The sequence below is a fragment of the Mesorhizobium sp. CAU 1741 genome (assembly GCF_039839275.1).
In the GTDB taxonomy this organism is placed as follows: Bacteria; Pseudomonadota; Alphaproteobacteria; order Rhizobiales; family Rhizobiaceae; genus Aerobium.
Window position 1 is genome coordinate 60,920 of the sequence record NZ_JBDOQP010000006.1, and the last position, 12,888, is coordinate 73,807.

The 12,888-nt window shown below is 63.5% G+C and carries 13 protein-coding genes; 6 read left to right on the forward strand and 7 right to left on the reverse strand.

Features of this window, described 5'->3' with window-relative positions; genetic code table 11:
• Nucleotides 1-31 precede the first annotated feature (31 nt).
• From AAFN84_RS21205 to AAFN84_RS21225, 5 genes are read left to right on the forward strand one after another with little or no spacing between them, the layout of a single operon-like run.
• Entirely contained in the window at nt 32-1,120 is a 1,089-nt protein-coding gene (locus AAFN84_RS21205) for a nitronate monooxygenase (protein WP_347516700.1), read from the forward strand.
• Nucleotides 1,117-1,896: an enoyl-CoA hydratase family protein gene (locus AAFN84_RS21210; RefSeq protein ID WP_347516701.1), complete on the forward strand. Its 780-nt coding sequence runs from the start codon at nt 1,117-1,119 to the stop codon at nt 1,894-1,896. The genes AAFN84_RS21205 and AAFN84_RS21210 overlap by 4 nt, the downstream gene beginning before the upstream one ends.
• 2 nt (nt 1,897-1,898) lie before the next feature.
• On the forward strand, nt 1,899-2,699 hold the full coding sequence (locus tag AAFN84_RS21215; RefSeq protein WP_347516702.1) for an SDR family oxidoreductase: 801 nt from the start codon (nt 1,899-1,901) through the stop codon (nt 2,697-2,699).
• Complete coding sequence (locus AAFN84_RS21220; RefSeq protein ID WP_347516704.1) at nt 2,696-3,160, forward strand: MaoC family dehydratase; 465 nt, start codon at nt 2,696-2,698, stop codon at nt 3,158-3,160. Before AAFN84_RS21215 ends, AAFN84_RS21220 begins: the two co-directional genes overlap by 4 nt.
• A gap of 11 nt (nt 3,161-3,171) precedes the next feature.
• Nucleotides 3,172-3,801 carry a nuclear transport factor 2 family protein gene (locus AAFN84_RS21225; protein WP_347516705.1) on the forward strand — a complete coding sequence of 210 codons (630 nt, stop codon included), beginning with the start codon at nt 3,172-3,174 and terminating at the stop codon, nt 3,799-3,801.
• A gap of 38 nt (nt 3,802-3,839) precedes the next feature.
• On the opposite strand, the gene AAFN84_RS21230 is transcribed toward AAFN84_RS21225, so the two are convergent.
• The 3 genes from AAFN84_RS21230 to AAFN84_RS21240 form a co-directional block, all read right to left on the reverse strand.
• On the reverse strand, nt 3,840-4,853 hold the full coding sequence (locus AAFN84_RS21230; protein ID WP_347516706.1) for a helix-turn-helix transcriptional regulator: 1,014 nt from the start codon (nt 4,851-4,853) through the stop codon (nt 3,840-3,842).
• Nucleotides 4,854-5,167: 314 nt separating this feature from the next.
• On the reverse strand, nt 5,168-6,379 hold the full coding sequence (locus AAFN84_RS21235) for an ABC transporter substrate-binding protein (RefSeq protein WP_347516707.1): 1,212 nt from the start codon (nt 6,377-6,379) through the stop codon (nt 5,168-5,170).
• 111 nt (nt 6,380-6,490) lie between these two features.
• Nucleotides 6,491-7,291, reverse strand: a complete 801-nt coding sequence (locus AAFN84_RS21240; protein WP_347516708.1) for an SDR family oxidoreductase — start codon at nt 7,289-7,291, stop codon at nt 6,491-6,493.
• Nucleotides 7,292-7,477: 186 nt separating this feature from the next.
• Between AAFN84_RS21240 and AAFN84_RS21245 the strand changes: the two genes are divergently transcribed.
• On the forward strand, nt 7,478-9,064 hold the full coding sequence (locus AAFN84_RS21245; protein WP_347516709.1) for a FadD3 family acyl-CoA ligase: 1,587 nt from the start codon (nt 7,478-7,480) through the stop codon (nt 9,062-9,064).
• Nucleotides 9,065-9,153: 89 nt separating this feature from the next.
• Here the strand turns inward: AAFN84_RS21245 and AAFN84_RS21250 are convergent, their stop codons facing one another.
• From AAFN84_RS21250 to AAFN84_RS21265, 4 genes are read right to left on the reverse strand one after another with little or no spacing between them, the layout of a single operon-like run.
• Nucleotides 9,154-10,062, reverse strand: a complete 909-nt coding sequence (locus tag AAFN84_RS21250) for an SDR family oxidoreductase (RefSeq protein WP_347516710.1) — start codon at nt 10,060-10,062, stop codon at nt 9,154-9,156.
• A gap of 19 nt (nt 10,063-10,081) precedes the next feature.
• Nucleotides 10,082-10,684 carry a DapH/DapD/GlmU-related protein gene (locus AAFN84_RS21255; protein WP_347516712.1) on the reverse strand — a complete coding sequence of 201 codons (603 nt, stop codon included), beginning with the start codon at nt 10,682-10,684 and terminating at the stop codon, nt 10,082-10,084.
• Nucleotides 10,685-10,688: 4 nt separating this feature from the next.
• Nucleotides 10,689-11,840 carry an acetyl-CoA C-acetyltransferase gene (locus AAFN84_RS21260; protein WP_347516713.1) on the reverse strand — a complete coding sequence of 384 codons (1,152 nt, stop codon included), beginning with the start codon at nt 11,838-11,840 and terminating at the stop codon, nt 10,689-10,691.
• On the reverse strand, nt 11,833-12,888 hold the full coding sequence (locus AAFN84_RS21265; RefSeq protein WP_347516714.1) for an acyl-CoA dehydrogenase family protein: 1,056 nt from the start codon (nt 12,886-12,888) through the stop codon (nt 11,833-11,835). The genes AAFN84_RS21260 and AAFN84_RS21265 overlap by 8 nt, the downstream gene beginning before the upstream one ends.

Below are 12,888 nucleotides of genomic sequence, written 5' to 3' on the forward strand. Positions count from 1 at the left end.
TCTGAATGACGGGCAGTCGGAAGGGAAGATCATGGCAAGCACTCTCCACACGATCCTTTGCGACAAGCTCGGCTGCCGCTACCCGGTGGTTCAGACCGCGATGGGCTGGGTGGCCGACGCCAAACTGACGGCGGCGACCTGTAACGCCGGCGGCTTCGGCTTTTTCGCCGGCGCGACGACCGAGCCCGGCGACGTCGAGAACCAGATTCTCAGGATCAAGGCGCTGACCGACCGGCCGTTCGGCGTGAACTTCCATATGTTCCAGCCCAACGCAGAAGAACTCATCGCCGCCGTTATCAAGCATCAGGTGCGTGCTGTCAGCTATGGCCGTGGCCCGGATGCGAAGACGATCAAACGGCTTCGCGACGCCGACGTGGTGTGCATGCCCACGGTGGGTGCGCTCAAGCACGCGGTGAAGGCTGTGGAGCTTGGCGCCGACATCGTTACGGTGCAGGGCGCGGAAGGCGGTGGCCACACCGGCGCGGTGCCGACCTCGATCCTCCTTCCACAGGTGCTGGACGCGGTGAATGTCCCGGTCGTCGCCGCAGGCGGCATGTTCGACGGGCGCGGCCTTGCCGCGGCACTGGCCTACGGGGCTGCCGGCATCGCGATGGGCACACGTTTCCTTATGACGAGCGATTCGCCGGTTCCACGCTCCGCACTCGACCGTTACATCGCTACGAAAGACCCGACGACGATCCGTGTGACGACCGCGGTCGACGGCCTGCCACAGCGCTTCATCGAGAATGACGAGATCCGGCGGCTGGAGGCGATGTCGTTGCCCTCACGACTTGCAATGAGTGTCAAATATGCCCGCCAGTATGGCGTAGAGGCTGGGCTGGGGATGGTTGGCATGGCGAAGCTCGGCTGGAAGGTCCTTACCAGTGGCGAAAACAGCTTTGCGCAGACAGTGATGGCGCCAAACCTGCCCGTCCTTGTACAGCAGGGTATCGTCAGGGGCGATCCCGACAATGGCCTGCTGCCGGGTGGTCAGGCTGCAGCCGTGATCGACCAGCTGGAAAGCTGTGAGGAATTGATCGCGCGCATCATGTACGAAGCCAATGAGCGGCTCGACGCCCTGTCGGCGCTGGCGGCAGCCACGAAGGAGGATGTTCGATGAGCAAGCAACAATTCTGGAGCAGGGTGGAGATCGGCATTGCCGAGTTGGTGATCGAAAGCCCGCCTGTCAACGCGCTCGACAGCGTCGGCTGGCGCACATTCTCACAGGAAATCGACGCCCTGCAGGCCAACCCGGAGGTGCGCGTGCTGGTGATCCGCGCCGAAGGACGCGGTTTCTGCGCCGGGGTCGACATCAAGGAATTGCAACGGCATCCGGAGCGCATTTCAGAGGTGAATGCGGGCAATTGGGAGACCTTCCGCGCCATCCATCGCGGCCAAAAGCCGGTGATCGTGGCAGCGCATGGCTATATCCTAGGCGGCGGCATCGGCATCAGTGGCTCTGCCGACATCCTCTTCTGCTCGCCGGACGCTACCTTCGGCGTGCCTGAGGTGGATCGCGGCGCGCTTGGTGCGGGCGCGCACCTTCAGCGGCTATTCCCAGTACAAAAGGTACGCCAGATGTATTTCACCGGCGAGCCAATCACTGCCGCGGAAGCCTACCGCCTCGGTGCGGTAGAACGCGTCGTACCGCGCGAGGAACTGCGCGCGGCGGCGATGGAAGTGGCAGGCAAGATCGCCGCCAAGAGCACGACGATGATCCGCCTTGCAAAGGAGGCGTTGAACGGCATCGAAGACGGAGACCTAGAGCACAAGTACCGCTGGGAGCAGGGTTTCACTGCGCAAGCCTATCTGAGCGCGGAGTCCCAAGAAGCGCGCGACGCCTTCGTAGACAAGCGCGACGGCGAATTCAACAAGGCGAAGGGCGGGCAGGATTGACCATGAGCGAGACAATTACAGTCGCGGTACCGCCTTACGTCCAGGGCCATGCGCTGCTCGAAGGACGTTCAGTCCTGATCACCGCGGCCGCCGGCGTAGGGATCGGTTTTGCTGCGGCGCGGCGCGCGATCGAGGAGGGTTGCCGCGCGATCATGATCTCCGACATCCACGAGCGCCGGCTCAACGAGGCGGCTGAGAGGCTGCGGGCGCTGGGCGGGACGGCCGAGGTTCACGCGCAGCTGTGCAATGTCACGAAGGAAGACGAGGTGCAGGCGCTGGTTGACGCGTCAGAAGACAAGCTCGGCGGGATCGACGTGCTGATCAACAATGCCGGCATGGGCGGCTTCAGAAGCGTCGTAGAGATGAGCGACCAGGAATGGAACCTCGTTCTCGACGTCACCCTCAACGGCACAATGCGCATGACCCGCGCCGCCCTGAAGAAGATGATTCCGCGCAAGAAGGGGGTGATCGTCAACAACGCATCGGTGCTGGGCTGGCGCGCGCAAAAGAGCCAGTCGCACTACGCGGCCGCCAAGGCGGGCGTCATGGCGTTCACCCGGTGCAGCGCGGTCGAGGCGGCCGAGCACGGCATCCGCATCAACGCCGTGTCGCCGTCGATCGCCATGCACGAATTCCTCAAGAAGGCGGCCGGACCCGGCGAGCTCGAGGCGCTGACGTCTCAGGAAGCCTTCGGCCGCGCTGCCGAAGTGTGGGAAGTCGCCAACGTCATGATGTTCCTCGCCAGCGATTACTCCGGCTATATGGTCGGAGAAATTGTCTCCGTTTCCAGCCAAAGGGCGTGACCGTGGGGGTCGTCTTCACGTCTCCACAAGACGCGCTTGCCGCCGTCGGTTCGTCGCTCGGCGCAAGCGATTGGCTCACCATCGATCAGACCCGCATCGACGAGTTCGCTCGCGCCACGGGCGATTTGCAGTGGATCCATGTCGATCCCGCAAAGGCCAAGGACGGCCCGTTCGGCAAGACTGTGGCGCACGGCTACCTGACCTTCTCGCTGATCAACATGTTCTTGCCGCAGCTGTGGCGCGCGGAAGGAGCGTCGATGGGCATCAACTACGGCGCTGACCGGCTGCGCTTTCCCGCGCCCGTACCAGTGGGATCGCGCGTGCGCGCCGTAGCCGAGCTATTGAAGGCAGAACCGACCGGCGGCAATGCCGTCCAGACGACCGTGCGCGTGACTATGGAGCTGGAGGGCTCGGCCAAGCCCGGCTGCGTGGCCGACATCATCGGCCGCTACTATTTCTGAAGGAACCCGTGATGGACGAGGCACAGGCTGAGATGCTCCGGCGTCTCGATCGCATTGAATCCCGCGACGAGATCCGTCAGCTCATTTCCAAATATTCGATCGCGCTCGACATGCGCGACATGGATGCGCTTGCGGGACTGTTCCTTCCCGACGTGAAGGTCGGCGCGGACAAGTCTGGCCGCGCGGCCCTGCGCGCCTTTTTTGACGAGACCATGCGAACGCAGTTCGACGGTACGTCGCACCATGTCGGCACGACGGTGATCGAGTTCGTCGACAGCGACAATGCCGCGGGCGTTGTCTATTCGAAGAACGAGCACGAGACCGGCGCGGAATGGGTCATCATGCAGATGATGTATTATGACCGCTACCGTCGGGTGGACGGCCGCTGGCATTTTGCCCGCCGTCAGCCCCTCTACTGGTACGCCACCGACCTGAACAAACCGCCGATCGGCTCACGCAAAATGCGCTGGCCGGGGCGCGAGCCTTATGAAGGCGCGTTTCACGCGCTGTTTCCGTCGTGGAACGAATACTGGGAGCGGGGTGGCCCCGCGGACACCCCCATCGCCGTGCCGGCGCCGCTAGAAGAGTTCATCGAGACGATGCGGCGCGGCAACGAGGTTCGCGGCAACCGGGTGCGCTGAGCCCCGCGCCGCCACGATGCAGCGCGAGGCGTAGCACTTCAGGCGGGGTGATGCTTTGTCTCGCCAAGCAGTGCGGCACTGTTCAGCACCAGCCGCACCAGCTCCGTCTGACGCGAGATTCCGCTCTTGGAAAAGATTGAGCGCAGGTGGGCGCGTGCGGTGTTGCGGCTGATGTCGAGCGATGTCGCGGCATCCTCCAGCGACAGACCGGATGTCAACCGACGTGTAACAGCCGCCTCGGCAGGCGTTAGGTCGAATATCTGGCGTACGAACTCGCTTTCCACTTCGGGCGCCACGTCGCAGTCACGCACGTACACAACGGCACGTGCGACCGCGCCGGGGCGGCGTCCAGCCATCGGCCGAACCATCACGCCAAGCGTGCGGGCTCCCGATTCCTTGGTCAGCGAAATACCGCGCGACACACCTATGCCGTCGCCCGAGATGGCATCCCGGATCGCGGACTGAAGAAGGCGATCTTCACTGGCGCTGGTTGCACGCAGCCTACCGAGTTGGGCCTGGATGCCGTCGCGCGACGCGAGGAAGCGTTCGGCCAGCGCTGACACGCTGCATAGACGCCCGCTTTGATCGACCAGAATCACGCCGACATTCAACCGGTCAAGAGCGTCGGAATAGAGGCTCTTTTCGACCGCGCTTCCGTCTATGCGCGCTGCAAGCTCAAGCGCGCGCGCGATGTGGGCGACCAGCACCTCGGCGACTGCGCAGTCGTCCTGACTCAAGGACGCATGATCAGTGGCACGGAACAAGCGTAGCCCATAGTGTGTATCGTCGGCATTGCTCGACGCGTAAACGCTCCGCAAGCCGGCCTGCAATTCCGCCAGCGCCGGGGCGTCGCATACCACGCCGTCAGCGGCGGAAAGGAAAAGCTCCGCTTCCCGCCCCCGGCGCTCGATTTCTAGGACCACGACATCGGCTTCGAAATGCGCGCGCACGACCGCGAGCGCGGCCTCGACCGGCGCCCCGTCAACGAGCTCCACCGAGAGCGTGTTAAGCAGCTGGCCGAAACTGATCGCCGATCTGGAATGAAACGACATGACTCCTCCTCGCCCGCGCGAGCTGGTCGCGGGGCCACAAATGCTTGTTCGTTTTAAACTTGAATGCGAGCGTGGGCGGCAGCCCTGGCTCAGCCCGGCATGCGCGGATAACGATTGATGAGATGCAGTGGGGTCATCACAGTTCCTCCCGTGAACTCCTAGCCCGACGAGATTGTCACTAATTCAACAGGCTGTCAAACAATTCGTCATGCTGTCGCAAAATTCTGCATTGCGTCAAATTCTTGCCGCGTCGCAGCAAAAAAGAACCCCGCCGAAGCGGGGTTCTACGCCTTCCTGGAGAGTGGTACGAGCGATCAGGATGCGCAGTCCAAACGCTCCACAAGGCCGTCTTCGCGAAGGATGTGCGGATTCTTCGTCACCTTGATCGACTCCGGTGCAGGCAGAAAATGGCTGGTGTCGGTCGCGGCAATCGCACCGATCTGCACCGTGATCTGGTCGGCATTCTCCTCGATCCACTTCGCCACGGCCTCGCCATCCGTCGTGCCCGCGCCGTTGACGGCAGCGGCCATGATAAGCGGCTGGATGTAGTATGGGTTGAGTGATGGAGCGCCGCCCATCCGCTCGATGTTCGGCACGGACGCTTCAGCGCGCGTCACAAACTTGGCAAAGTCCGATTCCCCCACGGCGTCGTCAGGGCAATACGTCATACCCACGAACTGCGTGCTGTAGACACCCTCGAAGGCGTCGGCACCGATGATGTTCGCGTTGCCCACGGCGTAGTTCGACATGGTCTGATTGGCGAGCACCGGCACGTCCCAGCCGATATCGGCACGGTTCTCCAGCAGCTTGCGCGAATCGTCCCCGATAGAGTTGATCAACAGGATCGCCTCCGTGCCGGCGTTCCGCATCGAAAAGAGCTGTGGCGTCATGTCCTCCGCGCGGAAGGGAAACTCCTGCGTGATGACTGGTTCGACGCCCTTTTCCTTCATGTAGTCGACGATCTCGCTCACCGCCGCCTTGGACATGCCGCCATTGTCGGAGATGAGGCCAATCTTGGTGATGCCCAGCACGTCAATGGCGTAGTCGATGTTCGGCATCATCTGGTACAGGCCGGTCACCGAGGTGGAGAAGTGATAGGGGGCAGCCTGAGGCGTCAATTCGGTCGACGCGGCCGTCGATATATGCGCCACCTTTTTCTCGGTGGAAACGGTCGTGATCGGTATCGTCTCTTGACTGGTGGCAGGGCCAACGAGCATTTCCACGCCGACATTGTCGATCAGGCGGCGCGTTTCGCTGACTCCGTGCGTGGGATCGGTTGCGGTGTCTCCCAGAACCAGTTCAACCTGTTTGCCCAGAATGCCGCCTGCTTCGTTTATCTCCTGGATTGCCAGCTTCCACGCTTCCGTCGCCACCGCACCGATCGACGCGCCGCCGCCGGTGATCGACATGACGCCGCCCATCTTGATCGTTTCCTGAGCGGACGCGCCTGTAGCGCCGAGGGCCAGTACGGCCGCAGACGCCAGCGCCAACCGCGTGATGCGGGTACCGCAAGAGTTTAATGTCATAAAACTTCCTCCGCTTGATGGATGCCCGGAGGCTACGCGCATGCCTGCAACGAGCATCACTCATTCAGACTAGGCATTCCCCGGCCTGCCTGCCTCCCGGGGGCATTCAGGTCAGCTGTGCGAGGACGGCGCGTGACGCTTTATTATATCGATGAAAAGCGGCGGTTCGCCGCCGCCGTGAACTTCCAGCGACGCCCCGCTGACGAAGGCGGCCATAGGCGACGCCAGATAGAGCGCGGCTGCGGCGATGTCCTCGCCACGCCCCATACGTCTTGCTGGCAGCGCGGCCGAAAGCGCGTCCTGCGCGGCCTTAGATCCGTAACTCAGCTCGGTCTGCTCGGTCTGCATCAGTCCGGCGACGATCGCGTTGACCCGGATCTTTGGCCCCCACTCCTGGGCGAGGCTACCTGTCAGGTTGAGCAGGCCGGCCTTGGCCGCGCCGTACGCCGCCGTTGTCGGCGCCGGTCGCTGGCCAGCTACACTGGCGATGTTGATGATCGAGCCGCCCTCAGGCTGTGCCGCCATCCAGCGATGGACCGCCTGAGACAGGTGCAGCGGCCCGGTCAGGTTGAGCGCGATGATCGCCTCCGAAAAACGCGGCGAGACCGTCGCCGCATCAACTGGCGGGGAGCCGCCGGCATTGTTGACCAATACGTCTATGCGCGTGTGCGCGTTTCCTGCCGCGTCAATGAAGGCGCGGCAGGACGCTGCGTCGCGTACGTCGCATGTGTGGAAACTCGCAATGCGGGAGCCGCTTTGCGGAAGGTTTTCAGGCTCCGAGCGGGCACAGACGGCCACTTGCGCGCCTGCGTCAAGAAACGCGCACGCAATGTGGCGGCCGATGCCTTTGGTGCCACCGGTTACCAGGACGACGCGTCCCTCCATGGGCAAAAGAAAGGAATTGCTCGTCAATGCCGGGTCCGTGTTTGAACTGTCCAGGCCGGCCCCGAGGACCGGATTGCCAATGTCTATGGGAAGGGCCTGCAACGCAACTCGTCTCTTCGGACGATGCCACGTTCGAAGGCCCGCTCTATCGGCTAACCTGTTGCGGCTGGCAGCGCCTGAGGCGGCTGTCGCTGGCCACCGGACAGGACGAAGATGGTGACTGAAGGCTCAGACTGGAACTTCACGACGATCCCTGCGCTGAGCGCGCGGGCCGCGGAGCTCTACGGCGAAGCGCGCGCGCTTGAGGATGGGAGCGTCAACCTCACCTTCATCGAACTTGACCAGTGGCGCAGACGGCTGGCGAAGGCCTTCATCGCATCGGGCGTCCACAAAGGCGACAGGGTGATGATCTGGGCGCCCAACTCGTGGAAGTGGTTCGCAGCCTCGCTCGGTCTCGTCAGCGCCGGTGCGATCCTCATCCCCTGCTCCACCCGCTTCAAAGGTACCGAGGTGGCCGAACTCATCCGTCGCAGCGGCACCACCATGCTTCTGGTGACAGGCGAATTCCTCGGACAATATTATCCCGACATGCTGGGTCCGGAAGCGCGCGCGCCGCTTCGAGAAATGGTCGTCTTTGACGGCGCGGGGGCTGGCGAGACCACATGGGAGGCGTTCGTCGCCCGAGGCGAGGCGATGGGTGACGACGAGCTGGACGCCCGCGCCGCGAGCGTCGCCCCCGATGACTTGTGCGACACGCTCTTCACCTCCGGCACAACGGGCTATCCCAAGGGGGTGATGTACGCGCATCGGCAGTGCTTGCGCGCCATCGACGCGTGGGCGACCCGTGTTGGTATCCGGCGCGGCGACCGCATCCTCGTCATCCCGCCTTTCTTCCACGCCTTTGGCTACCGCTCGGGCGCGATCGTCTCACTGATGCGGGGCGGCGTGCTCTTGCCGCACCTCACCTACGATCCCGACGAGATCCTTCATCGCGTACAAAGTGACAGGGTCAGCGTCATTGCTGGCCCACCTGCAATCTTCCACGGCATGTTGCAGCACCCCGACTTGGCCGAGTTCGACACCAGCAGCCTTCGTCTCGGCATTACCGGCGGGTCTGTCGTGCCGGCAACGCTCATCAGGCGCATGCGGTCCGATCTCGGTTTTGCCGGCGTCGTCAATGGCTACGGTCTGACCGAATGCGGCGGCTACGGCACGATGTGCCGTGCCGATGATGATGACGACGTGATCGCCAACACATCCGGCACTGCGTTTCCCGACACGGAGGTTCGCATTATGGACGCCGACGGGGCTCTCTTGCCCGACGGAGAGCCGGGGGAGGTCGTCGTACGGGGCTATCTGGTGATGCGTGGCTATTTCAACGACCCGGAGGCAACCGCCAGAACTATCGACGCGGACGGATGGCTACACACCGGCGACATCGGCTATTTCGACCGAAACGGCAATCTGCGCATCGAAGACCGCGTCAAGGACATGTACATCACCGGCGGCTTCAATTGCTATCCGGCGGAGATCGAGCGCTTTATGAGCGCCCACCCCGCCATAGGCCAGATCGCGGTGATCGGCGTTCCCGACGACCGTCTCGGCGAGGTTGGCAAGGCCTTCGTGGTGCTACGCCCCGGCGCGTTGGCCACCGAGCAGGAGCTGATTGCCTGGGCGCGCGCGAACATCGCCAACTTCAAGGTTCCGCGATCCGTCGAATTCCGTGCGTCTCTACCCACAAGCCCACAGGGCAAGGTAGTCAAGGACCAACTCAGAGCCCCCGCCTCCCAAGGCGCATGACCGGCAGTCTGCCGCGCAAGCGGCAGGCTGCCGGAAGCCAGGATTGGTGCGCACCTCTCCCGTCCGATCGAAAATTCAGGTGAGGAGTTTCAGTCCGCCCCGTAAACGGGTTTCGGAGCTGCGCGTTCGGCCATCAGCCGCTCGATCCTGTCGCCGATCTCCGCTGCCTCAAACCGCGCACCTTTGTCGAACTCGGGTCCATCGGTCCAGCCAAGGCAGATGCGCAACTTGCCACCGATCAGTTCGAAGATCTGCCCGGTGACATCGGCTGAATGGTCGCTGCACAGCCACGCAACCAGTGGGCCGGTGTTTTCAGGCGCAAATATGTCGAACTCACCTTCCTTCGCCTTCATGGAGTCAGCAAAGGCGGTCTCAGTCATGCGCGTGCGCGCGTTCGGCGCCAGACCGTTGGCGGTTATGCCATAGCGGGCGAGCTCGGCCGCCTGTACCAGCGTCATCGTTGCGATGCCGGCTTTTGCGGCCGAATAGGCGCTCTGGCCGACACTGCCTTGCAAACCCGCGCCCGACGAAGTGTTGATGATGCGGGCATCCACCTTATGGCCGGCCTTGTTGCGCGCGCGCCAATAGTCGACCGCATGACGGCTGATGCAGAAATGGCCGCGCAGATGGACGCGCAGCACAGCATCCCATTCCTCCGGCGTGCAAGATACGAACATCCGGTCGCGCACGAAGCCTGCATTATTGACGACGGCGTCAAGGTCGCCGAAAGCTTCCAGGGCGGCCGCGACCACACGGCCTCCTGCCTCCCAGTCTGCCACGTCGTCATAATTCGCGATGGCCTGTCCGCCCAGCGCGGTGATTTCGCCCACCACCTGCTGCGCAGGCGTTTCTGCGGTGGCGTCGCCATGCGTGCCGACGCCGAGATCGTTGACCACCACCTTTGCACCTTGTCGTGCCAGTTCAAGAGCATAGGCCCTGCCTAGTCCCCGCCCCGCGCCGGTGACGATGACGACTCGATCCTGACAGATGCCAGCCATAGCGGCTTTCTCCCAAATCCTATTTCGTGTCGGACGACAGCCGCACGGCCCTCGCCTCGCCGCTGTTGCGGCGGCGGCCAGGTTCGACCTCGGCCAGCGGCTCGCATTCAATGATGCCGACAAGCGAGCGGTCGGCAAGGCGCTGGTACTCGCCGTCGCCATTGTTGCGCCATACAATGGCTGCTTCGGGCAGTTCCTTCACGACTTTCGCCGGATTGCCTGCGATCAGGTGGCGGGCGGGGAAGTCGGCGTCATTCTTTACCAGGCTCAAGGCAGCAACGAGGCTGTCCTCGCCGATCACTGCGCCGTCGAGGATGACGCTGTGCATCCCGATGAGTGCGTTCTGGCCGACTTCGCACCCATGCAGGATACTGCCATGGCCCACCGTCGCGCCGCGCCGCACGAGGCAGTCGGAACCCGAGCCGGTGTGTAACGTGCAATTGTCCTGAATGCTGGAATCGCCCTCGACGGTAATGCGTCCGAAGTCACCGCGCAGCGAGGCGTTGGGGCCGATATAGCAGCGCGGCCCGATCGTGACGTCGCCGATGAGCACCGCCATGGGGTGCAGATAGGTGGTCGGATCAACGACCGGCACGATGCCTTCGAATGAATAGACCGGCATTGCCTTAAAGCCTTTCGATGATGGTGACGTTTGCCTGCCCGCCACCCTCGCACATGGTCTGCAGCGCATAGCGACCACCCCGCCGTTCAAGCTCGTTCAGCATTGTGGTCATGATGCGCGCGCCCGTCGCGCCGATAGGGTGGCCAAGCGATATGCCGCCACCATTGACGTTGACCTTTTCGTGCGGAATGCCGAGTTCTTTCATCCACGCCATCGGTACCGACGCGAAAGCCTCGTTGCACTCAAACAGGTCGATGTCGTCCACGGCGAGCCCGCTCTTTTCGAGTGCATGGCGTGTCGCGGGGATCGGCGCGGTCAACATCCAGACCGGGTCGGCGGCACGCACGGCCAAGGTGTGGATGCGCGCGCGCGGCATGAGGCCGTGATCCTTCACCGCGCGTTCAGAGGCGATCAAAAGCGCGGCGGCCGCATCGCAGGTCTGGCTCGACACCGCCGCCGTAACACGACCGCCTTCAGTCAACGGCTGAAGCCCTGCCATCTTCTCCAGCGAGGTCCCACGCCGCGGCGTCTCGTCGGCTGAAATGTCACCTACGGCTATGATCTCCTCGTTGAAATATCCTGCATCCATGGCTTTCAAGGCGCGCTCGTGGCTAGCGAGCGCGAAACGCTCCATGTCCTCACGCGAGCAGCCCCATTTCTCAGCGATCATCTCTGCAGAGCGGAACTGGCTGATTTCCTGATTGCCGAAACGTGCGAGCCATCCGGGCGAAGTGCGGAACGGATCGGTGAAGCCGTACTGCTGGCCGACAATCATCGCGGCCGAGATGGGAATAGCGTTCATATTCTGGACGCCGCCGGCGACGACGAGATCCTGCATGCCGCTCATCACGCCCATGGCGGCAAAATGCACCGCCTGCTGGGAAGAGCCGCACTGCCGGTCGATCGTGACGCCGGGAACATGCTCAGGAAGACCCGCGACGAGCCAGCAGGTGCGCGCGATATCACCAGCCTGACCGCCAATCGTGTCCGTGCAGCCGTAGATTACGTCGTCCACCGCGTGCGGATCGACGCCGGTGCGCTCGATCAGCGCCGAGAGCGGCACCGCTCCAAGATCTGCCGGGTGCATCGCGGCGAGTGCGCCCTTCTTGCGCCCGACAGGCGTGCGCATGGCGTCGACGATATAGGCCTCAGGCATTGTCATGTTCCTGGAAGAAGATGCTTTCGGGGCCGAGCGCCCCGGCAAGCACGCGCTCCGCGACGCGCGCGCGATGCAACGCCGGCTTGCCCCACCACGTTTCCAGCGCAATGGCGCGCTTGAGGAAGAAGTGGACATCAACTTCCCACGAATAGCCCATCGCGCCGTGAACCTGAATTGCGGTCCGCGCCGCCAGGTCGGCGGCTTCCGTAGCGACGAGCTTGGCGTGCGAGATGCGCGCGCGAGAATATAGGTCGCCCTGCGGCAGCGCCGCGGCGGCGGCATATAGCACCGGGCGCGCGAACTCGATCTTGACCTGTACGCTGGCCAGATGGTGCTTGATCGCCTGGTAGGAGCCGATCGGCTTGCCGAACTGGTGCCGCTCCTTCGCAAAGGTCACGGCAAGGTCTACGCAGCGTTTGGCGATTCCAACTTGCTGTGCGGCGGCGAACAGCGCTCCGCGATCGAACGCCTCGGCCAGTAGCGGGGCCGCCTCGTGCGCGGATGCGATACATGGGATCCCGCCGGGCGCGAATTCGACGGTGAACAGCCGACGGAACGGGTCGATGCTGGGCTGTCTCGTCAGGCTTGCAGCGCCAGGCTCGATCAGATGCAATGCTCCGTCGCGCTCGATGACGATTGCTCCAGCCGTGTCGGCATCAGCGATGAAGGGGTTCGCGCCATGCCCCAGCGCCACGGTGATTTGCCCGGCGAGCGCGCGTGCCAGCAACGAATGCGTCGGCGCCGCGCCCGCCAGCAGCGGCAGTGCGACGCCGGCGTTTTCCACCAGCGGTTCCGGCAGGCCGGCATAGCCGCACGCCTCCGCGCACTGGACGAAATCCACCGGCTGGAGACCGAGCCCGCCCACATCTTCCGGCACCAGGATGCCCGCGATCCCCATCTCGACGATCTTGTCCCAGCGGTGCCCGTCTCGTGCCTGGCCGGCCACCATAAGCCGGCGCAGATCCGCGGGCTGGCATAGATCCTCCAGCAGGTCACGCACGACCGACGCGGTCATTTCCTGTTCGTCTGTAAAGCGAAAATCCAT

Bases quoted from the DNA above. Each gene is read 5' to 3' on its own strand.
- AAFN84_RS21260 (WP_347516713.1), bottom strand. From the start codon at position 11,840: ATGCCTGAGGCCTATATCGTCGACGCCATGCGCACGCCTGTCGGGCGC.
- AAFN84_RS21205 (WP_347516700.1), top strand. From the start codon at position 32: ATGGCAAGCACTCTCCACACGATCCTTTGCGACAAGCTCGGCTGCCGC.
- AAFN84_RS21265 (WP_347516714.1), bottom strand. From the start codon at position 12,888: ATGGATTTTCGCTTTACAGACGAACAGGAAATGACCGCGTCGGTCGTG.
- AAFN84_RS21250 (WP_347516710.1), bottom strand. From the start codon at position 10,062: ATGGCTGGCATCTGTCAGGATCGAGTCGTCATCGTCACCGGCGCGGGG.
- AAFN84_RS21210 (WP_347516701.1), top strand. From the start codon at position 1,117: ATGAGCAAGCAACAATTCTGGAGCAGGGTGGAGATCGGCATTGCCGAG.
- AAFN84_RS21225 (WP_347516705.1), top strand. From the start codon at position 3,172: ATGGACGAGGCACAGGCTGAGATGCTCCGGCGTCTCGATCGCATTGAA.
- AAFN84_RS21235 (WP_347516707.1), bottom strand. From the start codon at position 6,379: ATGACATTAAACTCTTGCGGTACCCGCATCACGCGGTTGGCGCTGGCG.
- AAFN84_RS21230 (WP_347516706.1), bottom strand. From the start codon at position 4,853: ATGTCGTTTCATTCCAGATCGGCGATCAGTTTCGGCCAGCTGCTTAAC.
- AAFN84_RS21215 (WP_347516702.1), top strand. From the start codon at position 1,899: ATGAGCGAGACAATTACAGTCGCGGTACCGCCTTACGTCCAGGGCCAT.
- AAFN84_RS21255 (WP_347516712.1), bottom strand. From the start codon at position 10,684: ATGCCGGTCTATTCATTCGAAGGCATCGTGCCGGTCGTTGATCCGACC.
- AAFN84_RS21245 (WP_347516709.1), top strand. From the start codon at position 7,478: ATGGTGACTGAAGGCTCAGACTGGAACTTCACGACGATCCCTGCGCTG.